This is a genomic window from Bradyrhizobium sp. Arg237L (assembly GCF_029990105.1).
Lineage (GTDB): Bacteria > Pseudomonadota > Alphaproteobacteria > Rhizobiales > Xanthobacteraceae > Bradyrhizobium.
Window position 1 is genome coordinate 1 of sequence record NZ_JAQMIL010000062.1, and the last position, 24,187, is coordinate 24,187.

Annotated in this window: 21 protein-coding genes and 1 tRNA gene; 13 read left to right on the forward strand and 9 right to left on the reverse strand. The window is 65.2% G+C overall.

Features of this window, described 5'->3' with window-relative positions; translation table 11 throughout:
* Window positions 1–136 precede the first annotated feature (136 nt).
* Window positions 137–349, reverse strand: coding sequence for a hypothetical protein (locus OZ411_RS30795; protein ID WP_130584305.1), 213 nt, complete (start codon window positions 347–349; stop codon window positions 137–139).
* Between the two features lie 254 nt (window positions 350–603).
* Between OZ411_RS30795 and OZ411_RS30800 the strand changes: the two genes are divergently transcribed.
* A complete protein-coding gene (locus OZ411_RS30800; RefSeq protein ID WP_282530980.1) occupies window positions 604–1,653 on the forward strand; it encodes a polysaccharide deacetylase family protein in 1,050 nt (349 codons plus the stop codon).
* Window positions 1,654–1,802: 149 nt separating this feature from the next.
* On the opposite strand, the gene OZ411_RS30805 is transcribed toward OZ411_RS30800, so the two are convergent.
* The 4 genes from OZ411_RS30805 to OZ411_RS30820 all read right to left on the reverse strand — a co-directional run bounded on the left by OZ411_RS30805 (window position 1,803) and on the right by OZ411_RS30820 (window position 5,838).
* Window positions 1,803–1,878, reverse strand: a tRNA-Thr gene (locus OZ411_RS30805).
* A 92-nt stretch (window positions 1,879–1,970) separates the two neighbouring features.
* A complete protein-coding gene (locus OZ411_RS30810) occupies window positions 1,971–3,752 on the reverse strand; it encodes a heme biosynthesis HemY N-terminal domain-containing protein (protein WP_282530981.1) in 1,782 nt (593 codons plus the stop codon).
* 7 nt (window positions 3,753–3,759) lie between these two features.
* On the reverse strand, window positions 3,760–5,004 hold the full coding sequence (locus tag OZ411_RS30815; protein ID WP_282530982.1) for a hypothetical protein: 1,245 nt from the start codon (window positions 5,002–5,004) through the stop codon (window positions 3,760–3,762).
* Window positions 5,005–5,100: 96 nt separating this feature from the next.
* Window positions 5,101–5,838: a uroporphyrinogen-III synthase gene (locus OZ411_RS30820; protein ID WP_130584287.1), complete on the reverse strand. Its 738-nt coding sequence runs from the start codon at window positions 5,836–5,838 to the stop codon at window positions 5,101–5,103.
* A gap of 132 nt (window positions 5,839–5,970) precedes the next feature.
* Here OZ411_RS30820 and tsaD point away from each other — a divergent pair, with 132 nt between their 5' ends.
* The 3 genes from tsaD to OZ411_RS30835 all read left to right on the forward strand — a co-directional run bounded on the left by tsaD (window position 5,971) and on the right by OZ411_RS30835 (window position 8,639).
* A complete protein-coding gene (tsaD, locus tag OZ411_RS30825) occupies window positions 5,971–7,044 on the forward strand; it encodes a tRNA (adenosine(37)-N6)-threonylcarbamoyltransferase complex transferase subunit TsaD (protein WP_282531010.1) in 1,074 nt (357 codons plus the stop codon).
* Window positions 7,045–7,242: 198 nt separating this feature from the next.
* Complete coding sequence (locus tag OZ411_RS30830; RefSeq protein ID WP_282530983.1) at window positions 7,243–8,223, forward strand: NAD(P)H-dependent glycerol-3-phosphate dehydrogenase; 981 nt, start codon at window positions 7,243–7,245, stop codon at window positions 8,221–8,223.
* Between the two features lie 2 nt (window positions 8,224–8,225).
* Complete coding sequence (locus OZ411_RS30835) at window positions 8,226–8,639, forward strand: EVE domain-containing protein (RefSeq protein ID WP_130581470.1); 414 nt, start codon at window positions 8,226–8,228, stop codon at window positions 8,637–8,639.
* Window positions 8,640–8,747: 108 nt separating this feature from the next.
* Here OZ411_RS30835 and OZ411_RS30840 read toward each other — a convergent pair whose 3' ends face one another.
* Window positions 8,748–9,896 carry a DNA topoisomerase IB gene (locus OZ411_RS30840; RefSeq protein WP_282530984.1) on the reverse strand — a complete coding sequence of 383 codons (1,149 nt, stop codon included), beginning with the start codon at window positions 9,894–9,896 and terminating at the stop codon, window positions 8,748–8,750.
* Window positions 9,897–10,268: 372 nt separating this feature from the next.
* Between OZ411_RS30840 and acs the strand changes: the two genes are divergently transcribed.
* From acs to OZ411_RS30855, 3 genes are all read left to right on the forward strand, one after another.
* The gene (acs, locus tag OZ411_RS30845) at window positions 10,269–12,221 is read left to right on the forward strand and encodes an acetate--CoA ligase (protein ID WP_282530985.1); all 1,953 of its coding nucleotides are present in this window, start codon (window positions 10,269–10,271) and stop codon (window positions 12,219–12,221) included.
* Between the two features lie 21 nt (window positions 12,222–12,242).
* A complete protein-coding gene (locus tag OZ411_RS30850) occupies window positions 12,243–12,635 on the forward strand; it encodes a Kazal-type serine protease inhibitor (protein WP_130581467.1) in 393 nt (130 codons plus the stop codon).
* A gap of 293 nt (window positions 12,636–12,928) precedes the next feature.
* Window positions 12,929–13,459: a L,D-transpeptidase gene (locus OZ411_RS30855; RefSeq protein ID WP_130581466.1), complete on the forward strand. Its 531-nt coding sequence runs from the start codon at window positions 12,929–12,931 to the stop codon at window positions 13,457–13,459.
* A 155-nt stretch (window positions 13,460–13,614) separates the two neighbouring features.
* Here OZ411_RS30855 and OZ411_RS30860 read toward each other — a convergent pair whose 3' ends face one another.
* Both OZ411_RS30860 and OZ411_RS30865 read right to left on the reverse strand, forming a co-directional pair.
* Window positions 13,615–14,211, reverse strand: coding sequence for a thermonuclease family protein (locus tag OZ411_RS30860; RefSeq protein ID WP_207234565.1), 597 nt, complete (start codon window positions 14,209–14,211; stop codon window positions 13,615–13,617).
* 253 nt (window positions 14,212–14,464) lie between these two features.
* The gene (locus OZ411_RS30865; RefSeq protein WP_130581464.1) at window positions 14,465–14,662 is read right to left on the reverse strand and encodes a DUF1674 domain-containing protein; all 198 of its coding nucleotides are present in this window, start codon (window positions 14,660–14,662) and stop codon (window positions 14,465–14,467) included.
* 186 nt (window positions 14,663–14,848) lie between these two features.
* Between OZ411_RS30865 and OZ411_RS30870 the strand changes: the two genes are divergently transcribed.
* The 5 genes from OZ411_RS30870 (at window position 14,849) to purH (ending at window position 20,630) form a co-directional block, all read left to right on the forward strand.
* Window positions 14,849–16,195, forward strand: a complete 1,347-nt coding sequence (locus OZ411_RS30870; protein ID WP_282530986.1) for a transcription antitermination factor NusB — start codon at window positions 14,849–14,851, stop codon at window positions 16,193–16,195.
* Window positions 16,196–16,385: 190 nt separating this feature from the next.
* Window positions 16,386–18,140 (forward strand): heparinase II/III family protein, encoded by a 1,755-nt coding sequence (locus tag OZ411_RS30875; RefSeq protein WP_282530987.1) that lies wholly within the window; start codon window positions 16,386–16,388, stop codon window positions 18,138–18,140.
* 64 nt (window positions 18,141–18,204) lie between these two features.
* Entirely contained in the window at window positions 18,205–18,483 is a 279-nt protein-coding gene (locus OZ411_RS30880; RefSeq protein WP_282530988.1) for a type II toxin-antitoxin system RelE/ParE family toxin, read from the forward strand.
* Window positions 18,484–18,528: 45 nt separating this feature from the next.
* The gene (locus OZ411_RS30885) at window positions 18,529–18,843 is read left to right on the forward strand and encodes a HigA family addiction module antitoxin (protein ID WP_130581461.1); all 315 of its coding nucleotides are present in this window, start codon (window positions 18,529–18,531) and stop codon (window positions 18,841–18,843) included.
* Between the two features lie 194 nt (window positions 18,844–19,037).
* Window positions 19,038–20,630 carry a bifunctional phosphoribosylaminoimidazolecarboxamide formyltransferase/IMP cyclohydrolase gene (gene purH / locus OZ411_RS30890; RefSeq protein ID WP_282530989.1) on the forward strand — a complete coding sequence of 531 codons (1,593 nt, stop codon included), beginning with the start codon at window positions 19,038–19,040 and terminating at the stop codon, window positions 20,628–20,630.
* A gap of 102 nt (window positions 20,631–20,732) precedes the next feature.
* On the opposite strand, the gene OZ411_RS30895 is transcribed toward purH, so the two are convergent.
* Window positions 20,733–22,118 carry an MFS transporter gene (locus OZ411_RS30895; RefSeq protein WP_282531011.1) on the reverse strand — a complete coding sequence of 462 codons (1,386 nt, stop codon included), beginning with the start codon at window positions 22,116–22,118 and terminating at the stop codon, window positions 20,733–20,735.
* Between the two features lie 123 nt (window positions 22,119–22,241).
* On the opposite strand from OZ411_RS30895, the gene ggt reads away from it, so the two are divergent.
* Window positions 22,242–23,987 carry a gamma-glutamyltransferase gene (ggt, locus tag OZ411_RS30900; protein ID WP_282530990.1) on the forward strand — a complete coding sequence of 582 codons (1,746 nt, stop codon included), beginning with the start codon at window positions 22,242–22,244 and terminating at the stop codon, window positions 23,985–23,987.
* Window positions 23,988–24,187 lie beyond the last annotated feature (200 nt).

Below are 24,187 nucleotides of genomic sequence, written 5' to 3' on the forward strand. Positions count from 1 at the left end.
TGTTGGGCATACGTTCTCCGTTAGAGAACTGTCCCTAATTTCCCGTGTCTCACTTTTGGGGGGCACTCCAGTGGACATTGATGCGCCTGTCCCGGGTTACGCGTTCCGCTCCACCCGGGCTACGAACTACTTGCCGTTACTGCCCGTGAGTGGTCAGCGTCTGTTGGCACGCCTTGGTGAGGCGGCCACGGTGCTCCTTCAGGCAGGCCAGCACAGCATCATCGCCCTTGTCGAGATACGGCCGGCAGAACCGCGACGCGTCGCGTGTACAGGCCTCCCGCCCCTGCTGCTGCGCCGAGGCCGCGGATGCCGCCAGAAGCAGCGGAATCACGAACAGCAATCTGGTCATTTCTCAAGCCTTCGTATTGGCAATAGGCGAGACAACGGCGTTCTATATTGTTGCCTCACGCTGAAGAAGGTTCAAACAACCGCACCCGCGGCCCAGTTCCGGCCAAACGTCGCGGCGAACGGATGTGATGATCATCACGCAGAACAAAGGCCGAATTTTCTTCGCCAAAGCGGGGCGCGTTGGGATCGCGTTAAGACCTCGTTGGCACTAATGGATCGTTACGAGCGAGCCCCGAGTTTCCCAAGAGAGTAGCGATGCGTAATCCGATAGGCCTGATGCTGGCCGTTGTTGTTGCGGCGGTCGTGATCGCCGGAGTGTGGTTCTGGACTGCTGCGCCGCGGGCCGATGCGGCTCCGCCACAAACCGTCGCCGCCCGGGCGGCGGATTCGCTGCCGCCAGCCGCCGCGAAATCGGCCGCCAAGGACGATGTCGAGACCACCGCCACGGTGTCCAAACAGGCGGCTGCCGCCCCGGCGCCTGCTCCCGCACCGGCACCCGCGCCGATGCAGGCGAAATCGACCTGCGCCAATCCCGATGCGCTCGGCGTCAGCCGCACCGTCGTCATCGACACCACGGGCGGACCGGGCTTCGGCTTCCTGCAGTACAAGCAATTCGACTTCCTGACCGACAAGGAGGTCGTGCTGACCTTCGACGACGGCCCGTGGCCGACCACGCCGGCGGTGCTGAAGGCGCTGGCCGACGAATGCACCAAGGCGGTGTTCTTCCCGATCGGCCTGCACACCACCTATCATCCGGAGATCCTGAAGCAGGTCGCCGCCGCCGGCCACACGGTCGGCGCGCATACTTGGTCGCATGCGCATCTCGACAGCAAGAAGCTGACGGAGCAGCAGGCCAAGGACGAGATCGAAAAGGGATTCAGCGCCGTGAAGATGGCGCTCGGCACCGCGCCCTCGCCGTTCTTCCGCTTCCCGGCGCTCGCCCACACCCAAGCGACAATCGCGCATCTGGCCAGCCGGAATATCGCGATGTTCTCCGTCGACGTCGATTCCCTGGACTTCAAGTCCAGCTCGCCTGACCAGGTGATCCAGACCGTCATGACCAAGCTGGAAAAGCAGGGCAAGGGCATCATCCTGATGCACGACCTGCAGAAGCACACCGCGCAAGCCCTGCCGACGCTGCTGCGTCGCCTGAAGGCCGGCGGTTACAAAGTGGTCCAGATGAAGGCGAAGGAGCCGCTGGAAACCCTGCCCGAATACGACGCCCTCATGGTCAAGGACATGAAGGTCCCCGCCGTGAGCGCGCGTCCGCTCTCCAGCGTGGTGCAGACCGTTTCGCAGCAGTAACTGATCGAACAGCGCCCTATCCGCGTATCGTCGTCATGGCCGGGCTCGTCCCGGCCATCCACGTTTTTGGGACGGCTTAAGTTCGAAGGGATCACGAAATGCGCGCAGCGGACGCTCACCGCTGAGTTCGTCGCGGGAATGCTGAGCGATGGTGCCGCAAGAGGGACTCGAACCCCCGACCCCGTCATTACGAATGACGTGCTCTACCAACTGAGCTATTGCGGCGGACCCGTTCGGCGACTGGCCGGAAAGCGCGTGCGCACTGATATCGGGCGTGGCCTCGATTGGCAAGGTTGACGCGGTCATTTGACCGCGCCTCAGCTCCCCCAGCGGGACAGAAACCCGCGCCAGCCGCCGGCCTGGGCCTTGGGCGGGCCGATTTGCTCGGAAAATTCGTCGCGGGTGCCGTCTTCCTCGATCCCGGGGTCGTCGGGGGCGCGGACGATGGGAATCACGGCCGGAATCGGCGCCGGCGGCGTTTTGGGGATGTCCTGGCGTTCGCGGAACAGCGGCGCGACCGCCGCAGGCGATGATTCGGCCGGTGCCGGCTGTGGCGCGGGCGGGGTCGACGCGGCCGCTGGCGGTGGGGCGGACGCTGGTTCCACCGGGGCCTGGGGGGCGGCCAGCGGGGTGTTGTCCTGGGGGGCGGGTGGCGCTGCTTCAACCGGTTTTATGATGTCGACCGGCTTTTCGGCCACCGGCTCGAGCGGTTTTGCGGGCGGCGCGCTCGGGGCTTCCTTCGGCAACTCGATCCGCTTTGAGGCGAGCATCGCTTCCTCGAACGGCGAGGATTCGATGGCCGGGCCCTTGTCGGACGGGAGCGCGGCAACCGGCGTCTGCCACTGGAAGGCATCGAGCCGGCCGGTGACCGGCGAGACCGGCCGCCAGCGATCGCTGACATAGCCGTCCGCAGTCCAGGCCGGATCGTGCAGTGCGCGCACCGCGCGCAAGGTCCAGGCGCGGGCGCGGCGGCTGTCGCCATGCTCGGTGCGCTCGATCTCAGCCATCAACAGCGCCACGCGTTGCGTCGGCGCGGCGATGAAGGGTGTAAGCGCCTCGCGCGCCTTGGCGAATTCGGCGGCGTCGATGGCCGCGCGCGCGATCGCGAGCGCGCCCTCGATATTGCCTGGTGTCTTCGCCGCCAGCGTCTCCACCCGCACCAGCCGCTGCCGCGCGGAGTCCCCTAGCTTCACATGCGCATAGGCATCGGCGAGATCGGGATGCGGCTGCGACAGCCACGCGGTCTCGACGATCTTCATCGCGCGCCGAACCTGGTGCGCCTCGCTCTCATATTTGGCGGCAAGCACCGCGGCCGGGATCAGCGTCGGCGCGAGCTTGATCGCCTCCGTCACGCTTTCGCGCGACAGGTCGCGGTCGACGGTCTCGAACTCCAGCGCGCGTGCGGCGAGCAGCACGCCGCGCTGCCGCCGATAGGTCGCCTTATTGATCAGGCCGGACGTCTGGTTGTTGTCGAGGATCGCCAGTGCGCCGGCCCAGTCACCCTTGGCGCAGCAGAAGCCGAGCACGGCCTGCGAGGCCCATGGCGAGGATGGCGAAACCTTCAGCGCCTCTTCCGCGATCATGACCGCGGCGACCGCATCGTCCGAACGCTGCGCCTCGATGAACAGGCCGCGCAGGCCGAGCAGCCGCGTATCCCCACGCTCGGCCATCGCGCGGAATGCGGCTTGCGCGCCGGCGCGATCGCCGTCGAGTTGCGCCGATTGCGCGTTCAGAAGAAGCGTCAGCGGATCGCTGCCGGCGTGACGCCGCGCCGTTTCCGCATGCTGCCGCGCCGCCGTCGAATCGCCGTGGCCGATCGCGAGCAGCCCTTGGGTGATCGCATGACGGCCACGCGCATGACGGCGCTCGCGCCGGCCGCTCCGGATGCGCGCCGGCACCCGCCACAGGCCGCGCAGGATCGACCAGACGATGACGGCCACGACCGCGACGATGCTGAGCCCCAGCGCGAACACCGGCAGCGTGGTTGTCATGCGCCCGCCGGCCCAGGACAGCACGACGTCGCCGGGCTGGTCGGCGACCCAGGCGGCGCCGGCCGCGGCAAGCGCGATCAACACAAGAAACACAATGATCCGGATCATGGAGAACCTACTGTCCGGCCTTCGCGAGCCCAGCCATGGCGTTATCGGCGAATGTTCGCGAAGCCGCCAGCGCTGCGGCGCGCGCTTCGACTTTTTCGAGCCACGCTTGCGCCGCCGTGCGATCAGCGGGCGCCAGCGTCATCAGTTCGCGTTGCGCCTCACCGAGATCGTTGCGCAGCGCAGCCTGGGTGATGCGCGCAACCACGCTGCCGCGATCGGTGCCGGCCGCATCGGTGCGCTCGATGCGCACGAGCTTTGCCGCGCCCGCCTGCAGGCGATCAACGATGCCGGTGCCGGTGGTGGCAGCGGACGCGGGCGGAGGCGGCGCAAGCTTTGGCACGATCTCGAGGAGCTGGCGGCAGAGCGCACCCGCGCTCGGCACGCCGGAGGCCGCGAACGCATCGAGCGGCTTGAGCACATCGGGGTTTTCCGCAAACTGCTTGGCGGCCTCGAGCGGCGCCGCATAGGCATCGCCGTGGCGGACCGCGACATCGAGCAGCGATGCGGCAACCACGCGGCGCAGCGGCATGTCGTCAGCGGGCTTGTTGCCTTGCTGGGCCAACTCAGCCGTTTGCTTCCGTACGGCGCTCTCGATCCTTGCGATGCGATCGTTGATAACAGAAAGATCCTGCGCGGGCGCGGACCCATCGCGTGGCATCGATTTCACCTGATCGATCGCAGCAGTCAGTCTGTCCGATTGCGCGCGTGACGCTGCAAGTTCGCCGCGCAACGCATTCGCGGATTTCTCCAGCCCGTCGATCCGCGCGGTCAGTGCCTGATCGCCTGAAGCCTGCCTGCTGATCTTAGCTTCCACGCCTGCGACACGCCCGGTGAGCTCATCGATGGCGCCGGCGCTAAGCTGCGGCACAGGCGGCTGCGCCGGCTGTACCGCGGGCCAGCCGAGCAACCAGCCGACGCCGATCACCAGCGCGGCAGCGACGGCGCCCGAAACAGGCGCGATCACCCAGGGCGAGATCGGCCGAGGCGGGGCTTCGGAGAACGAGGGTTCCGGATCCGGCGCGGCCGCAGCCGTCTCCACCTCAGGCTCGGGCTGCGGTGTTGCTTCGGCGGCCGCCGCTTCGCCGCTCACATTCTCGCTATCCGCCACCGCGCCATCCGGACTCACGGAATCCGTTTTGGGCGGTTCGCTCGACACCTCGGTCGCCTTGAGATCGATGGTCGGCGGCGCGCGCCGCGGCCGGGCGGAGGAATCCGCCGCCGATTCGGTGTCTTCGGGCCTCTCGTCGACCATGCAGCGGTTCCCTTGACTGTTGATACGCCGAAACCGGGAAAGCCAAGACTTTACCAGAATAAGACTTACCAGAATCGGACCGTTCTCTTAAGCCAATCAGGGCCGCAAAGCACGCGTCAGGGCCTCGAACAGGGCATTTTCGTCCGGCGAGGCGGCGGTGACGACCTGGGTGGCTCCGGCCTCGCGCAGGACGGCGGCAACACCCGCCGAAATGCAGCAGTGCGGCGACGCCAGGGCCGATATTTCGAGCCCTTCGGCCCGCGCCGCATCGAGAAACGCCTGCGCGCTGCGGCGGGAATAATGCAACACGGCCTCGATACCGCCGGCCATGAAAGCGTCACACGCCTGCCGCGGCAGGCCGGCCACCGGGCTCATCCGGTAAGTCGTGCGGGTTATGACCGTAAAGCCGGCCTCGCCCAGCTCGCCGGCGAGATCGCGCGAGAGATCGGCGCCCGCGAGATAAAGCAAGGTCGCCGCCTTTTTCAGTTTCTTGGCCTTCCTGCGCGCCCGCACGAGCTCGTAGAGCGCAGTGGCATCCCCGTCGGCGCTTGCCACCTCGCCAAATCCGGCCTCGCGCGCCGCGGCAGCGGTATGCTCGCCGACCGCAAACAGCGGCAGGCGAAGCAGCGCATGGCCGGCTAGCTGCGGCGCGACGGCGCGCAGCGCGTTGGCGCTGGTGACGATGACGGCGTCATAGCCCGCCGCATCTTCTTCCTGGAACGGCAGCGCCTCGAACCGCAGCATCGGCGCGAGCAGGACCTCAAAACCCCGGCTGCGCAGGCTATCGGCAGTGGCCTCGGCATCTCCTTGCGGGCGCGTGACAAGAACGGCCATCTTCAGGCTTTCAGGAGCGACATTTGGGGCTGAACCGACGATTGCACGCTGTGACCTCACAATGCTACCGAGTGACGGACGGATGATGGCAAGCGAATAGCACAAGGACCGAGATTGGGTAACGACACGCCGATGCTGGTGTTGGGTATAGAGACCACCTGCGATGAAACTGCAGCCGCTGTGGTCGAGCGCCAGAGCGACGGCAGCGGACGCATCCTGTCCAACATCGTGCGCTCGCAGACAGAAGAGCACGCACGCTTCGGCGGCGTGGTGCCGGAGATCGCCGCGCGCGCCCATGTCGACCTGCTCGATGGCATCGTCGATCGCGCCATGAAAGAGGCTGATATCGGCTATGCGCAATTGTCCGCCGTCGCTGCGGCCGCAGGCCCCGGCCTGATCGGCGGCGTCATCGTCGGCCTCACCACGGCAAAGGCGATCGCGATGGTGCACGAGACGCCGCTGATCGCGGTGAACCATCTGGAGGCGCATGCGCTGACGCCGCGGCTCACTTGTGCGTTAGCGTTTCCCTATTGCCTGTTCCTGGCCTCCGGCGGCCATACCCAGATCGTCGCCGTCGTCGGCGTCGGCCAGTATGTGCGGCTCGGCACCACCGTCGATGACGCCATGGGCGAGGCCTTCGACAAGGTCGCAAAGATGCTGTCGCTGCCCTATCCGGGCGGGCCGGAGGTGGAGCGCGCGGCCGAAGGCGGCGACGCCACGCGCTTTGCGTTTCCGCGGCCAATGCTCGGCCGCGCCGACGCCAATTTCTCACTGTCAGGCCTGAAGACCGCCGTGCGCAACGAAGCGAGCCGATTGGCGCCGCTGGAGCCGCAGGATGTCAGCGATCTCTGCGCCGGTTTTCAGGCCGCGGTGCTGGAATCGACTGCGGACCGGCTGAGTGTCGGGTTGAGATTGTTCCATGAGCAATTCGGTCCGCCGCGCGCGCTGGTCGCGGCCGGCGGCGTCGCCGCCAATCATGCGATCCGCGGCGCGCTGCAGGATGTCGCCGCCAGTGCACAGACGACGCTGATCATTCCGCCGCCCGCGCTCTGCACCGACAATGGCGCGATGATCGCGTGGGCCGGCGCCGAGCGGATGGCGCTCGGCCTCACCGACACGATGGACGCGCCGCCGCGCGCCCGCTGGCTGCTCGACGCCAACGCCAAGGCGCCCGCGGGCTACGCCAACACCCGCGCGGGATTCTGAGATGTTTGAAGGATCACGCTGCAGACGCCGTGCCACCTCGCCCCGCTTGCGGGGAGAGGTCGGATTTGCGCGTAGCGCAAATCCAAGTGAGGGGGAGCCTCCGCGCACACCTCACTTTGCGGATTCGCGGAGAGCAGCCCCTCACCCCAACCCTCTCCCCGCAAGAGCGGGGAGAGGGAGTTCAGATGAGTCTGCCTGATGCCGGCGCATCAATCCGTTGGCGTGATCGGCGCAGGTGCGTGGGGCACGGCGCTCGCGGCTGTCGCTGCGCGCGCCGGTCGTGACGTCACGCTCTATGCGCGCGACGCGGCGCATGCTGCGCAGATCCAGGCGACGCGCGCCAATCCAAGACTGCCCGGCGTGCTTCTCGATGCCAGCGTCAAGGTAACCGCCGACATCGCCGCGGCTGCCCGCGCCGATCTCATCCTGGTCGCCACCCCCGCGCAGCATCTGCGCGCGTCCGTCATGCATCTGGCGCCGCAACTTGCGAAGGCCACCCCTGTGATCGCCTGCGCCAAGGGCATCGAGCGCGGCACCCACAAATTCATGACCGACGTGATTGCGGAAGCCGCGCCCGACGCGACGCCGGCGATATTGTCGGGACCAAGCTTTGCCGATGATGTCGCGCGCGGACTTCCAACAGCGGTGACGCTGGCGACGAGAGATGAAGCGCTGGCGAGCTTACTGGTGCAGGCGCTGGGATCGCCGACCTTCCGGCCCTATCACACGACCGACGTCCGCGGCGTCGAAATCGGCGGTGCCGCCAAGAACGTGCTGGCGATCGCGGCGGGCATCGTGGCTGGCCGCGAGCTCGGGGCGTCGGCGCTTGCCGCGTTGACCACGCGCGGCTTCACCGAACTGGCGCGGCTCGGCCGCGCCTGCGGGGCCCGCGCCGAAACCTTAGTGGGACTGTCCGGCCTCGGCGACCTGATCCTGAGCTGCTCCAGCCCGCAGTCGCGTAATTTCGCACTCGGCATTGCGCTTGGCCGCGGCGAACGGCCCGCGACCGGCAAGCTCGCCGAAGGGGAATTCACAGCGCCGGTGCTGATCGAGCTTGCGGCTTCGCAAGACATCGAGATGCCGGTATCAAATGCGGTCGCAGCGATCCTTACCAAGCAATTGACGATCGATGCTGCGATCGAGGGCCTCTTGACGCGGCCGTTCAAGGCGGAGGGATGACGATGGCGTACTGGCTGGTGAAATCCGAACCGTCGAGCTGGTCCTGGGAGCAGCAGGTGGCGAAGGGCGCCAAGGGCGAGGCCTGGACCGGCGTGCGCAACTTCACCGCGCGCCAGAATCTCGTGAACATGAAGAAAGGCGACAAGGCCTTCTTCTATCACTCCAACGAGGGCAAGGAGATCGTCGGCATCGCCGAGATCATCAAGGAGGCCTATCCCGACCCGACCGACAAAACCGGCAAATTCGTCTGCGTCGACATCAAGGCCGACAAGCCCCTGAAGACGCCGGTGACGATCGGAGCGATCAAGGCCGAGACAAAGCTCGCCGATATGGCGCTGGTCAAATATTCGCGCCTGTCGGTACAGCCCGTTACCGCGGATGAGTGGAAGATCGTCTGCAAGATGGGCGGGCTGTGACAAGCGCCGCCTCGTAACTTCGGTAGGGTGGGCAAAGCGAAGCGTGCCCACCACCACGAGCGGAATGCTTGATGGTGGGCTCGCTTCGCTTTGCCCACTACAAAATCTTCAAACCGCCGCCGCGGTCACCACCTGCGCCAATAGCTGCTCGCGCTTGGCTTGCGTGCGGTAGCCCTTCATGGTCGCGGCAAATCGCTCCAGGATGCCGTCCTCGAAGGCGGTGACGATGGTGTCGTGGACATAGCTCTTGCGGCAGATCGCGGGCGTATTGGAGAGTTCATCGGCGGCGGCACGCACCGCTTCCAGCACCTGCTTCTTGCGGCCGCGGGCGCTGGATGCCGGCGTGATCCGCGACAGCGACTCCAGCACGACCGCAGAAGCCATCAGCGTGCGAAAATCCTTCAGCGAAATCTTGATGCCGGCGATCTCGCGCAGGAACGCATTCACCGCCGTCGTCGACGCCGCGCGCACGATGCCCGACCTGTCGCGATACTGGAACATGCGCTTGCCCGGCACGCTACGCAGAATGCCGATCGCGCGCACCAGCTTGGCCGCGTCGCATTCCTTGCGCACGGCCTTGCCGCCCTTGGCCTTGAAGGTCAGCACCACGCAGTCGTCTTCGAGCGTGACGTTCGACTTCAAGAGCGTGGTGGCGCCGCGAGTGCCGTTCAGCCGCGCATAGGATTCGTTGCCCGGGCGGATCGCCGTGCGCGCGATCAATTCGATCACCGCCGACAGCGCGAATTCGCGCGTCGGCTCGTCGTCGGACAGGTATTTCGAGACGTTGCGCCGGATCTTCGGCAGCGCCCCCACCAGCTTTGCCAGCCGATGCGCCTTGCGATGCTCGCGCACCTTCTCCCAGTCGGCGTGATACCGGTATTGCAGCCGTCCGGCGGCGTCGCGCCCAATCGCCTGCAAATGCGAGCTGGGATCGTGGGAATAGCGCACCTCGCGATAGGCCGGCGGCACTGCCATCGCGTGCAGGCGGCGGATGGTACGGGCATCGCGGATGTGCGAGCCGTTGGCGCGAACAAAGGAATAGCTCTTGCCGCGCTTGACACGGCGGATGGTGAGCAGGGCCTGGTCGCCGAGCTTCAGGCCCAGTTCCTCGGCCAGCTCCCTCACCGAGGTCTTGACGGTGATCTTCTGCTTGGGGGTGGGCAGCTTGCGCGGCCATTGGCCTAGCGCTTTTGCCAGGGGCAGGGTTGGATCGGCGGAAACGGGCCGCGTAGCCACAAAATTCTGCTGATCCGTCATGACCGTTGACGCCTTGGCTCCACTGTTTATCGGTAATGCCGATTTTTATGGCTTGGTTCCGGAGGGCCGTCTGGCCCCGGAAACGCCATTTAGGGGGTTCCTTTACCTTTTGCGAGTCGCGAATCAGTCATTACCGGTTTCTAATTACCGCTCATGGGTGCCATTCGCGCGATAACGTTGATTTTGACTTCGCTCAAAACGTGATTTTGATCGCTCCGTTCAACTGGAACCAAGGCTTCGGCAGGAGAGCCGACCAAGGTCCAAGTCGCCAGCGCTTGTCCGGGCATTGTCCGGCGACGCATAATCACCGTAACGATCAAGACGGCCCGCAACACCGGGATCACGCGGGCCGGATGTCGAGTGGAGGGAATGATGTCCGAGAAGATCTATGACGTCTCAGCCGATTGGGCCAAGCGCGCCTATGTCGACGACGCCAAGTACCGGGAGATGTATGCGCGCTCGGTTTCCGACCCCAACGGCTTCTGGGCCGAGCACGGCAAGCGCATCGACTGGATCAAGCCGTACACCAAGGTCGAGAACGTCTCCTTCGCGCCCGGCAACATCTCGATCAAATGGTTCGAGGACGGCGTGCTCAACGTCGCCTGGAACTGCATCGACCGCCATCTCGAGACCCGCGGCGACCAGACCGCGATCATTTGGGAGGGCGACGATCCCTCGAAGTCGAAGCACATCACCTATCGCGAGCTGCACGACGAAGTCTGCCGGATGGCCAACATCCTGCGCAACCGCAACGTCGCAAAGGGCGACCGCGTCACCATCTATTTGCCGATGATCCCCGAGGCCGCCTATGCGATCCTGGCCTGCGCGCGGATCGGCGCGATTCATTCGGTGGTGTTCGCGGGCTTCTCGCCCGACAGCCTCGCCCAGCGCATCAACGACTGCAAATCCAAGATCGTCATCACCGCCGACGAAGGATTGCGCGGCGGAAGGAAGGTGCCGCTGAAGGCCAATGTCGATGCGGCGCTTTCCAAGACCGAGGGCGTCGACTGGGTCGTCGTGGTCAAGCACACCGGCGCCGCCGTCGACATGAATCCGACCCGCGACTTCTGGTACCACGAGGCGGCCGAGATGGTGACGACGGACTGCCCGTGCGAGCCGATGCACGCCGAAGATCCGCTGTTCATCCTCTATACGTCAGGCTCGACCGGCCAACCCAAGGGTGTGCTGCACACCTCCGGCGGCTATCTCGTGTTCGCGTCGATGACGCATCAATACGTGTTCGATTATCACGACGGCGACATCTACTGGTGCACCGCCGACGTCGGCTGGGTCACCGGCCACACCTACATCCTCTATGGTCCGCTCGCCAACGGCGCGACCACGCTGATGTTCGAAGGCGTGCCGAACTATCCGGACAATTCCCGCTTCTGGAACGTCGTCGACAAGCACAAGGTCAACATCTTCTACACCGCGCCGACCGCGATCCGCGCGCTGATGCAGGGTGGTGACGAGCCCGTCAAGAAGACGTCGCGCAAGAGCCTGAAGCTGCTCGGCTCGGTCGGCGAGCCCATCAATCCGGAAGCCTGGGAATGGTACTATCGCGTGGTCGGCGACAGCCGCTGCCCGATCGTCGACACCTGGTGGCAGACCGAGACCGGCGGCATTCTGATCACCCCGCTGCCCGGCGCCACCAAGCTGAAGCCGGGCTCGGCGACGCGGCCGTTCTTCGGCGTGGTGCCTGACATCGTCGATGCCGACGGCAAGGTGCTGGAGGGCGAGGCGACCGGCAATCTCTGCCTGATCAAATCCTGGCCCGGCCAGATGCGCACCGTCTATGGCGACCACGCCCGTTTCGAGCAGACCTATTTCTCGACCTACAAGGGCAAGTACTTCACCGGCGACGGCTGCCGGCGCGACGCCGACGGCTTTTACTGGATCACCGGCCGCGTCGACGACGTCATCAATGTCTCCGGCCACCGCATGGGCACCGCCGAGGTCGAGAGTTCGCTGGTGGCGCATGCCGCGGTGTCGGAAGCCGCCGTGGTCGGCTATCCCCATGACATCAAGGGTCAGGGCATCTACGCCTATGTCACGCTGATGGCAGGCACCGAGCCGAGCGAGGAGTTGCGCAAGGAGCTGGTTGCCTGGGTGCGCAAGGACATCGGTCCGATCGCCTCGCCCGACTTGATCCAGTTCGCACCGGGCCTGCCCAAGACGCGCTCCGGCAAGATCATGCGCCGCATCCTGCGCAAGATCGCCGAGGACGAGCCGTCAAGCCTCGGCGACACCTCGACGCTGGCCGATCCGGCCGTCGTGGACGATCTCGTCAAGAACCGGCAGAACAAGAAGGGCGCCGCGGTTTAAGACCGCGGCAGGGGGAAGTTCATGGGGTTGCATTTTGGTCGTCTTGCTGCCGCGGCGCTGATTGCCGCGGTTGGCCTCATGGTCGGCGTGCCGAGCTTGCGCGCGGCGAATCTCGACGAAGCCTGCGGGGGGCCGGAGAAGATCACGTGCAACTCGGCACTGTTCTGCCGCAAGGACGCCGGACAATGCGGCGTCGAGGAAGCCAAAGGCACCTGCGAGAAGGCCCCGGCTTTCTGCATCCGGATTCACCGCCCGGTTTGCGGCTGCAACGGCAAGACCTATCCGAACGAGTGCGAGGCGCGGCACGTCAAGGTCGCGGTCGACTATGCCGGTCCTTGCAAGAAAGCGCCGGGCGCCGCGGAGCCGAAGCCGGAGAAGCCGCCGGCGGCCAAGAAGAAGAAGTCGAGCAAGTAGCCGCCGCGCAACCACGATCGACATCTTCTCACGCGACCGTCAGGCATTCTGCCGCCATGGCCGCACGGTTGCCGCCGGGCGTTGTTTCCGGGTCATTTACTTTATTTTCGACTTTTCTTTTCTTCGACCTATCGCGAGCCGTCCCGCGCCCGACACAAAAAATAGCCGGTTAACAAACGCGGTCGAGAATGCCTGGTGCGAGCGGCCAGCCGGTATTTCGCCGGCCGGCGCGAGATTTGAGAGCCCCTGACATCTCAGGGCACTGAATTGGGCGGCTGGAAGTGGAGAGCTTCATGTCGATGAGGAGCACGGTGGCCGTGGCTGCCACCCTTGGGCTGGGCGTATTCGGGCTGGGCGCATTGATGCCGACGGCGGCCGAAGCACGGCCGGAAATGGTTGATATGCACGACGATCATTATTCTCCGGGCACGATCGTGGTCAGGACCGGCGAGCGGCGCCTCTATCTCATTCTCGATTACGGTCACGCCATGCGTTATCCGGTCGGCGTCGGCAAGGCCGGCAAGCAGTGGGCCGGCACCACGCAGATCGACGGCAAATACCGCTACCCGGCCTGGTCGCCGCCCGCCGAAGTCAAGCGGGACAAGCCCTCCATGCCCGACGTGATTCCCGGCGGCTCGCCGCGCAATCCGATGGGCGTTGCGGCGATGACGCTCGCCGGCGGCGAATATGCGATCCACGGCACCAACGTGCCGGGCTCAGTCGGCGGCTTCGTCTCCTACGGCTGCATTCGCATGCTGAACGACGACATCACCGACCTCTACTCCCGCGTCCCCGTCGGCGCCACCGTGGTCGTCACGCACTGATTTTCAGTAGCCCGGGTGAAGCGCAGCGTAACCCGGGACCGCTCGTAAAGGCTGACGCAGATGTCCCGGGCTATGCGTTCCGCTCCACCCAGGCTGCAGGGCTGAACCGATCGAGCACGCGTATGAACAAGAGCCGCGCCGTTGCACGGCTTTTTTTATTGCCAGAAGCGCCGACTTCTCGCGCACCAGCCAAAGCGATGGCCGCCATTGTAGCTGCGCGCATGGCCTGCCGCGAGCAGTGCCGCCGACACGTTGTCGGTACGCCTGGTCGCGACGTCGGCGACGACGCGCCCCTGATATTTGTCGGGACCGATGTTGTAGATCACGACGCCGCCCTGGCTGAGAAGATTGCGCAAGGCATCGGTCGCGGCCTCGGCCCTTTCCAATTCGTCCTGGCATGATGCCTTCAACTCCGGCGCATCGATGCCGCGCAAGCGGACATGGGTCATGAGATCGCGTCCCTGCTCCAGATGCACGCGCGCCTCGAACGTGTCGCCGTCGATCGTCCTGATGACGTCGACAGTGCGGCGGACATCTGGAGTGCCGCCGCGCTGCCAGATCGCATCGGTATCCTGCACGCGGCCACTCCCCCAATGCGGAAGCTGCCAAGGCACCCATTGCCGGATTGGAAGCAGGGTGCCGAGCGCAATACCGATCACGAACACCCATGGCAAAGCAGCCGAGAACCGACGGCCAAATGGAGCGCGGCGAAACGATCGCCGATATGGATTGATTCGCTCGTCGGGAGGCATCGCCCCACGCTAGAGCATATTCGGTCGTGATTGAATCAGAACCGAAGCTCCAGATTCTTATTTTGACGCGTTTTCTTCACGCGAACCGGCTTCCATCCCGCATCAAGTGCGGGACAGGCTTCGCTTGAAAACGCTCTGGGGCATGATCCGGAAAAGTGAAATCCGGATTTCGCTCGCGACAAACGCGAAGCGTTTGCGCGGAGATCATGCCCAAACAAAATCGAGCCGGGTGAGGTGACACGAAACTGCCGCGTCAGAAATCCGACGCGATGCCTTTGCTCTCCCAATCACCGTAGCGCGTCGGTTCCGGTCCCTTTGGTCCTTGAACCTCCTTCTGCATCGGCGTTGCGCTTGCTGTCGCGGCCTTCCGTCGCGCTTCGGCTTCGGCAAGCGCACGTTGCGCCGCTGGCGTCAGCGGCTTGCGTTCCGGCGGTGGCGCATGGTCAGTCATGATACGGTCTTCCTGCAACAGATTTTATATCGCGGATATCCGCAAAGCTTTGGCATCACGATCAAGAAATCAGAAGACCGCTTCTTACATTTGGCATATTCGCATGCCAGAGCTTTTGTCCCTTCCCCCCAAGATGGCATGAGCCGAGGCGCTATCCGGCTTTCCCGACTGAGATATTCCCGCTCCATGCCCCCTTCAAGATTTGCAGCGTCGATCGAAGTGCCCGGCCTCGCGGCGCGACGGATCGCAGCCGACATTCTGGACGGCGTCCTGCACAAGCATCGCACGCTCGATGACCAGCTTGATGGCACTGGCGCCCATCCCGGCCTGAAGACGCTTGCCGATCGCGATCGCGCGCTGATGCGTCGACTGGTGTCGACGATCCTGCGCCGGCTCGGAACCCTCGGCCATCTGCTGTCGCGCCTGCTCGACCGCGGCATCCCGACCGACGCGCCGCGTGCGCAGAGCGCGCTGCTGATCGGCGCCGCGCAGATCCTCTGGATGGACGTGCCCGATCATGCCGCGGTCGATCTGTCGGTGCGGCTCGTGCAGTCGGACCGGCGCGCCGCGAAATATGCGGGCCTCGTCAATGCGGTGCTGCGCCGTTGCGCCCGCGAGGGCCATGCGCTGGTCGACGAGGTCAGGACCCAGACGCTGGATCTCCCGCATTGGTTGTTTGCGCGCTGGGCCGCTCATTACGGCGAAGCCACCGCACGCGAAATGGCGCTTGCCATCGCCAATGAACCCTCGCTCGACCTCACCGTGAAATCCGACCCCGCGCAATGGGCGAGCCGGCTGCACGGTGAGATGCTGCCGACGGGAACCGTGCGCACGCTGTTGCACGGCTCGGTGACGATGCTGCCGGGCTTTCCGGAAGGGCAATGGTGGGTGCAGGACGCCGCCGCGGCACTTCCGGCGCGGCTGTTCGGCGACATCAAAGACAAGCGAATCGCCGATCTCTGCGCCGCGCCCGGCGGCAAGACGGCGCAGCTCGCCTATGCCGGCGCGCAGGTGACTGCCGTCGATCGCTCGCCGGCGCGGATGGCGCGGCTGCGCGACAACCTTGCGCGACTTTCGCTTTCGGCAGAATGCATCGTCGCCGACGCCGTCGAGTGGCCGGGCGACGGTGACGGCTTCGACGGCATCCTGCTCGACGCGCCCTGCACCTCGACCGGCACCATCCGCCGCCACCCCGACGTGGCCTGGTTGCGGCAGGAGGCCGAGATCGCGACGCTGGCCGCCTTGCAGAAACGGCTGCTGCAAAAGGCGGTCACGCTGCTCAAGTCAGGCGGAACACTGGTCTATTGCACCTGTTCACTGGAGCCGGAGGAGGGCGAGCAACCCATCGCGGCGCTCCTGGGCAGCGAATCAGGGCTGCGCCGCGTGCCGATCACGCCAAGCGAGGTCGCCGGCCTCTCCGAGCTTCTCACCGCCGACGGCGACTTGCGCACGCTGCCCTGCCATCTGCCCCATGCCGATGCGAGGCTCGGCGGATTGGACGGATTCTACGCTGCGCGGCTGGTTAAATCCTGATTTCATTGAGTTTTCACCGTCGCTGGCACCCGATCTCCGCGCCAATGCCTTGCGGTTGGCGCGAGGAAAACCGGTGCCTCCTTGTCCGGATCGCGCTGCGCCTGATTCGCGCCGTTTCAAGATGGTGTCTTGGCGGCGTTTCCGGATTAAAAGGATTCGCCAGAACCCCTTCTCCCCTCAAAGGTTAGGCGTGTCCGTCGCCCAACGCAGACGCATCTCGACGCTGATCGCTGGCCGCTTCGCGCGCAGCGTGGCCGCGCGCGCCAGCGGCGGAACCGTCGCGCTGTCGCGATTGTGGCCCGGCCGCAGCGACCGCCTGATCATCGCCCCCCATGACCTGCGCACCGCGGATGCCACCCGCGCCGCGGAAATCTATGCCGGCCGCTTCGTGTTCGCCGGCAAGATCGTGACCTGCCACGGCCGTTCGATCTTCGACCTCGAACCGCCATCGGAGGATTGGGAGGCGGCCCTGCTCGGCTTCGGCTGGCTGCGCCATCTGCGCGTCGCCGATACCGCGCTGACCCGGGCCAATGCGCGCTCCCTGATCGACGACTGGATGTCGAACGCGTCCCGCAAGCGGCCCCTGGAGCGCCGCGCCGACGTGCGGGCGCGGCGCGTCATCTCGCTGTTGTCCCAGGCGCCCCTGGTGCTCAGCGATACCGACGGGAAATTCTACCGGAAATATCTGCGCGGGCTGGGGCGCGAGATCCGCCATTTGCGCTACGGCATGGTCGATGTCGCCGATGGGGTGCCGCGGCTGCAGGTCCTGATCGCGCTGTGCTACGCCTCGCTCTGCCTTGCCAACCAGGCCCGCCACGTCCGCTCGGCGACGCGACGGCTGTCCGACGAATTGCAACGGCAGATCCTGCCCGATGGCGGCCACATCTCGCGCAATCCCGGAGCGCTGGTGGAACTGCTCAGCGATATGCTGCCGCTGCGCCAGACCTTTGCCGCCCGAAACATCGCCCCGCCGCCGGCGCTGCTCAACGCCATCGACCGCATGATGCCGATGCTGCGCTTCTTCCGCCATGGCGATGGCAGCTTCGCGCTGTTCAACGGCATGAGCACCGCGCCGTCCGACCTCGTTGCGACGCTGCTGGCCTATGACGACGCCCACGGCGCGCCGATGGCGAGCATGCCGCATACCGGCTATCAGCGGCTCGATGCCGGCAACATGACCGTGATCATCGACACCGGCCCGCCGCCACCGCCGAGCGTCAGCCAGGATGCCCATGCCGGATGTCTGTCGTTCGAGCTTTCAGCCGGACCGAGCCGGATCGTCGTCAATTGCGGCATGCCGGCCACCGGTCGCGACAATTGGCGGCCATTCGCGCGCTCGACGGCGGCGCATTCGACATTGACCTATCACGACAGCTCATCCTGCCAGTTCGTCGAGATGTCGGCGATGAAGCGTCTGCTCAGGGGCGCGCCGATCACCAGCGGCCCGAGCAATGTCGAGAGCTATCGCGAGGCAACCAGCAATGGCGATGTCCTGACCACCTCGCATGACGGCTATCTCTCGCGCTTCGGCGTCATCCATCACCGCGTGCTGATGGCGGCGCAGGACGGCTCGCGGCTCGACGGCGAGGACACGCTGTCGCCGCCATCAGGCGGCCGCATCAAGGGCCACGACAGCGAATACGCGTTGCGGTTTCACCTGCACCCGTCGGTGAAGGCGAGCCGGCTTTCGGATGCCCGCGGCGTCATGCTGGTGCTGCCGAACCGCGACGTCTGGACCTTCGAGGCGGTCGACGACAAGGTCGATCTCGAAGACAGCGTGTTCCTCGCCGGCAATGACGGTCCGCGCCGCACCTCTCAGATCGTGATCCGGCAGGATGCAAGGCAGGTCTCCACCATCCGCTGGAGTTTCGTCCGCTCGAGCACTTCGGCAGCCCAGACCAATGCCCGCCGCAACGCCCGCCGCGAGCCGGAATTGCCGTTGTAGATGAATCCAGCGCGGCATGTGCCATACTGCTTGACCGATGTAAGCCAATTGCTTACATGAACTCGTGATCAAGACCTTCAAGAGCAAGGCTCTGTCGGAGCTTTGGGCTAAGGGCAAGAGCTCAAAAATCGACGCGAAGATGCACAAGCGCATTCTCGCGAGGCTTGATCGCCTCGACGTGGCCGTTCGGCCCGAGGAAATGAACGTTCCGGGCTTCGACTTTCATACGCTGCAGGGCTTCAATCCGAAGCGATACACGGTCCACGTCAATGGCCCCTGGTGCATCACGTTCGAATTCGAAGATGGCGATGCCCACCGCGTTGATTTCGAGCAGTATCACTAGGCATGATCCGAAAAAATCCTGCCCAAACAAGAAATGAGATCGAACATGGTCTATGTCGCAAAGCGCAGCAAGACGCGCTGTCCCACCCATCCCGGTGCTCTGCTCCGCGATGACATCATCCCGGCGACCGGTCGGACCAAGGCTGAGATCGCTGGCCTGCTCGGGATTTCGCGGCAGCACCTCTATGACATTCTGCAGGAAAGGAAACCGGTCTCGCCGGCTATCGCGGTGCGGCTCGGCAAGCTTTTCGGTGACGGAGCAGGCATCTGGACCCGGATGCAAGCCGCCTACGACACCTGGCATGCAGAGCGGACCGAGGACGTCCGTCACATTCCGACCATCAAGGCAAGAGCCGCCTGACGGGGCGAATGGCACCATCTTGGGGCTTGCTCGTTGCTCCTGGGTCAAATTTTACCGCATGGGCCGGCGAGCGGTTTCATGGACCGCAAAACCATGCTACCCGGCTGGTCTAGATTCTTGTTTTGAGGCGTTTTCTTCACGCGAACCGGTACCCACTTCGCTCGAAAACGCTCTAACAGCCAGGGATTCCCGACATGACCGAACAGCTTCGCCGCGTGACCCGCGCGCTCCTTTCCGTTTCCGACAAGACCGGATTGATCGAGTTCGCCACGGCGCTGGCGGGCCACGGCGTGGAGCTGGTTTCCACCGGCGGCACGGCCAAGGCGATCGCCGCGGCCGGGCTGAAAGTGAAAGACGTTTCCGACCTCACCGGCTTTCCCGAGATGATGGACGGCCGGGTCAAGACCTTGCATCCCAAGGTGCATGGCGGCCTGCTTGCGATCCGCGACAACAAGGAGCACGCGGCGGCAATGCAGGCCCACGGTATCGCGCCGATCGATCTGCTTGTCGTCAATCTCTATCCGTTCGAGGCCACCGTCGAGAAGGGCGCCGGCTTTGAGGAGTGCATCGAGAATATCGACATCGGCGGTCCCGCGATGATCCGCGCCGCGGCGAAGAATCACGACGACGTCGCCGTGATCGTCGAGGCGCAGGACTATCAAGCGGTGCTCGACGAGCTCGCGGCCAACAAAAGCGCGACCACGCTCGCGCTTCGCCGCCGCCTCGCCGCGAAAGCCTATGCCCGCACCGCGGCCTATGACGCGGCGATCTCGAACTGGTTCGCGAAAGAGCTCAAGACCGAGGCGCCGGATTTCCGCGCCGTCGGCGGAAGACTGATCCAGAAGCTGCGCTATGGCGAGAACCCGCACCAGAGCGCCGCATTCTACGCAACGCCGGAGAAACGTCCCGGCGTTGCCACCGCGCGGCAGGTGCAGGGCAAGGAACTGTCCTACAACAATATCAACGACACCGACGCGGCCTATGAATGCATCGGCGAGTTCGATGCCAAGCGCACCGCCGCCTGCGTTATCGTCAAGCATGCCAATCCGTGCGGCGTCGCCGAAGGCGCCGATCTCGTCAGCGCATATCGAAAGGCATTGGCCTGCGATTCGACGTCCGCCTTTGGCGGCATCGTCGCCGTCAACCGCACACTCGATGCGGACGCCGCGCGCGCGATCACCGAGATCTTCACCGAGGTCATCATCGCGCCTGACGCGACCGATGAAGCGATCAAGATCGTCGCGGCGAAGAAGAATCTCCGTCTTCTGCTCGCCGGCGGCCTGCCCGACCCACGCGCGGCGGGCCTCACCGCCAAGACCGTCGCTGGCGGGCTATTGGTGCAGAGCCGCGACAATGCGGTGATCGACGACATGGCGCTGAAAGTCGTGACCAGGCGCTCCCCCTCGGACGCCGAGCTGCGCGATCTCAAATTCGCCTTCCGCGTTGCAAAGCACGTGAAGTCGAACACCATCATCTACGCCAAGGATCTCGCCACTGTGGGCATCGGCGCCGGCCAGATGAGCCGCGTCGATTCCGCCCGCATCGCCGCGCGCAAGGCGCAGGATGCCGCCGCCGAGTTGAAGCTCGCCGAGCCGCTGACCAAGGGCTCGGTCGTCGCCTCGGATGCCTTCTTCCCGTTCGCCGACGGCATGCTCGCTTGCATCGAGGCCGGCGCCACCGCGGTGATCCAGCCCGGCGGCTCCATGCGCGACGACGAAGTGATCAAGGCCGCCGACGAGCACGGCATCGCCATGGTCTTCACCGGCGTCAGGCATTTCCGACATTGAGCCGGTAAGCGTAGTAGACGTAGCCCGGATGGAGCGCAGCGTAATCCGGGGTCCTGCGTCCGCGGATTGAGCCGTCCCGGATTGCGCTGCGCTTCATCCGGGCTACGGATTGTCCCGCACCCGCACGACCAGCGCCAACCCCCCGAGAAAGAACAGCACCAGCACCGCCATGCCGGCCTTTTGGCTCGCGGTCGCTGCGGTGATCGCCCCGATCAGGAGCGGGCCCATGAACGACGTCACCTTGCCGGTCAGCGCGAACAATCCGAAATACTGCGCGATGCGATCCTTCGGCGCGAGCTGGATGAGAAGCGTGCGCGAGGCCGCCTGCAACGGCCCGCCGGCGGCGCCGATCAAACAGCCAAGCACGAGATAGGCGCGCTCGGCGGCACCGGCGAACAGCGCACCGCCCGGCTCGGGCGGCGCAACCGGCACGAACAGGATCGAATCCTTGTCGACGAGCAGAATAGCCGCGATCGAGAACAAGAGGATGATCAAGCTGCCCACGATCACGCGCTTCGGGCCCAGGAGATCGTCAAGCTTGCCCCCGAGCCAAGCGCCGAACACACCGGCGATTGCGAGGATGATGCCGAAGGTGCCGATCTGGATCGTGCGCCAGCCGAAGGTGCCGGCAGCGTAGATGCCGCCGAACGCGAACAGCGATACCAGTCCATCGGCGTAGATCATGTTGGCGAGCAGGAACGTCGCGAGCGATTTCCGCCTCGGCAGTTCGCCGATCGTTTGCTTCAATTCGCGCAAACCCTCGCGCAGCGCCTGCCGCACCGGCCGCTTCGCCGGATAGTCCGGCGTGAACAGAAACAGCGGCGTCACGAACAGGATGAACCAGAGGGCGGTCAAAGGTCCGGTGATGCGATCGCCCGCATGCGTGGCGGGATCGAGCCCGAACAGCGGCTTGAAACCGAACAGCGTGCGCCCGCTGTCAGGGCTGGCCGCAAGGAAGCCGAGCACCAGGAACAGGCTGAGCACGCCGCCGGCATAGCCGGTGGCCCAGCCCGTTCCTGAGAGCCGCCCGATCCGGTTCGGCGGCACCAAGGTCGGCATCATCGCATTGTTGAAGACGGTGGCGAACTCGGCGCCGACAGAGGCGAGCGCATAGGCAAACAGAAGCGGCGGGATGATGCTGGCATCGCCGGGCCGGCCGATCCACATCAGCGAGGAGCCGAGCACGAGCAGCGCGCCGAAACCGGCGATCCACGGCTTGCGCCGGCCGCTGGCGTCCGCGATGGCGCCGAGCACCGGCGACAATAGCGCGATCGCAAGCCCCGCCGCAGCGGTGGCAAAGCCCCACATCGCCTGCCCGCTCGCTGGATCGGGCGCGACGAAACCTGCAAAATAGGGCGCGAAGACGAAGGTCGTGATCAGCGTGAAATAAGGCTGCGCGGCCCAGTCGAAAAAGATCCAGCTAACGACGGCGGCACGGCTTGGATATTCCTTCGGCAACTCCGCGTTGCCTGCCTCGCTGATTGCCATGTCCATGCGAAAATCGTCCTGCCCCAATCACGAACAGGCGCTTTGCCTGTCGGCTTCAAATCCATATAGCATGCGGCGCTTACGCGAGCGCTTCACTTCGGCTCCAACCGCGGCGAAATATTGATGACAGCTTCCTCAAATCGTTGGCGCAGGATTGTCGCGACTGTCGTGCTCGTGGTCTTCACGATCATGCCGGCGGCCGCGCAGGAACAGCGCCGCTTCTACATGCCACCGGCTGCCGACACCATGCGGGGCATTGCCGCCGAACATGGCATGGTGGTGGCGCAGGAAAAGCTGGCAGCCCGCGTCGGCGCCGACATCATGCGCCAGGGCGGCAATGCCGTCGATGCGGCGGTCGCGACCGGCTTTGCCATGGCGGTGACCTATCCGCGCGCCGGTAATATCGGCGGCGGCGGTTTCATGGTGATCCATCTCGCCGACCGCAACGAGGATATCGCGATCGACTATCGCGAGACCGCCCCTAGCGCCATCACCCGCGACATCTTCCTCAATGCCGAGGGCAAGCCCGATCCCGACAAGTCGCGCAATTCCGCGCTCGGCATCGGCGTGCCCGGCACGGTCGCCGGTCTCGCGCTGGCGCTGGAGAAATATGGTTCGGGGAAATTCACGCTGGCGCAGATCGTCAAACCCGCGATCGATCTAGCGCGCGACGGCCTTCCCGTTGCTGACGATACCGCGGACACGCTGCCGGACATGTATCGCCGCATGTCGCGCTGGCCGCACTCGACCAGGACGTTCTCCCGCGTAGATGGCTCGCCGCTGCATGAGGGCGACACGCTGATCCAGAGCGATCTCGCGGTCACGCTCGCCGCAATCGCCGAACAGGGCCCGCGCGGCTTCTACGAGGGGCCGGTCGCGGAAAAGCTCGTCAAGGCTATCAGCGATGCCGGCGGCATCATGGCGCTGGATGATCTGAAATCCTATCAGCCCGTGATCCGCACGCCGGTGCGCGGCACCTATCGCGGCTATGACATCGTCTCGATGCCGCTACCTTCCTCGGGCGGCATCGTGCTGCTGGAGATCCTGAACATCCTCGAGGGTTTCCAGATGTCCGACATGAAGCAGGGCTCGGCCGCTTCGCTCCATGTCATGATCGAAGCGATGAAGCGCGCCTATGCCGATCGCGCCCGCTATCTCGGCGATCCCGCCTTCATCAATGCGCCGACGGTCGCTTTGCTCGACAAGAATTATGCCGCCAAGCAGCGCGCCACCATCGATCTTGCCCGCGCCACGCCCTGGGCCGAAGCGGCCGCGGTGCCGCCGCGCGAAGGTTCCAACACCACGCATTACTCCGTGGTCGACGAACACGGCAATGCGGTCAGCAACACCTATACGCTGAACTTCCCCTATGGCGTCGGCCTCGTCGCCGAGGGCACCGGCGTGCTGCTCAACAACGAGCTCGACGATTTCACCGCCGCGCCCGGCGCCTCGAATGCATTCGGCCTGGTCGGCTTCGAGGCCAATCTGCCCGGTCCGGGAAAACGGCCGTTGTCGTCGATGTCGCCAACCATCGTGCTGAGGAACGGCAAGCCGGTGCTGGTGACGGGCACGCCCGGTGGCAGCCGCATCATCTCCGCGGTGACGCAGGTGATCGTCGATGTCATCGATTACAAAATGGATATCGCCGGCGCTGTCGCCGCTCCGCGCGTGCATCATCAATGGCTGCCGGATGAAGTGCGGATCGAGAAGGGATTTCCCGATGACGTGCTGGCCGAGCTCAGGGCCAAAGGCCACAAGCTCGTCGAGCCGCTCGGCTATTCCTCCGCCAACTCGATCCTGGTGACATCGAACGGCCCGCTCGGCGCCCCCGATCCCCGCACCCGCGGCGCTGACGCGGCGGGGTATTGACGGAGACGGGCCGTACGCTCTTCCACCCGTCATTGCGAGCGCAGCGAAGCAATCCATTTCTCCACACGTGGCGGCATGGATTGCTTCGCTGCGCTCGCAATGACGGATGGAGATGCATGCACATTCCGGCTATCCTGTCGCGATAGATTTACCTTTCCCGCAAGCCGGCCGCATGCAATAGGGCCGATCAAGAAGAAACT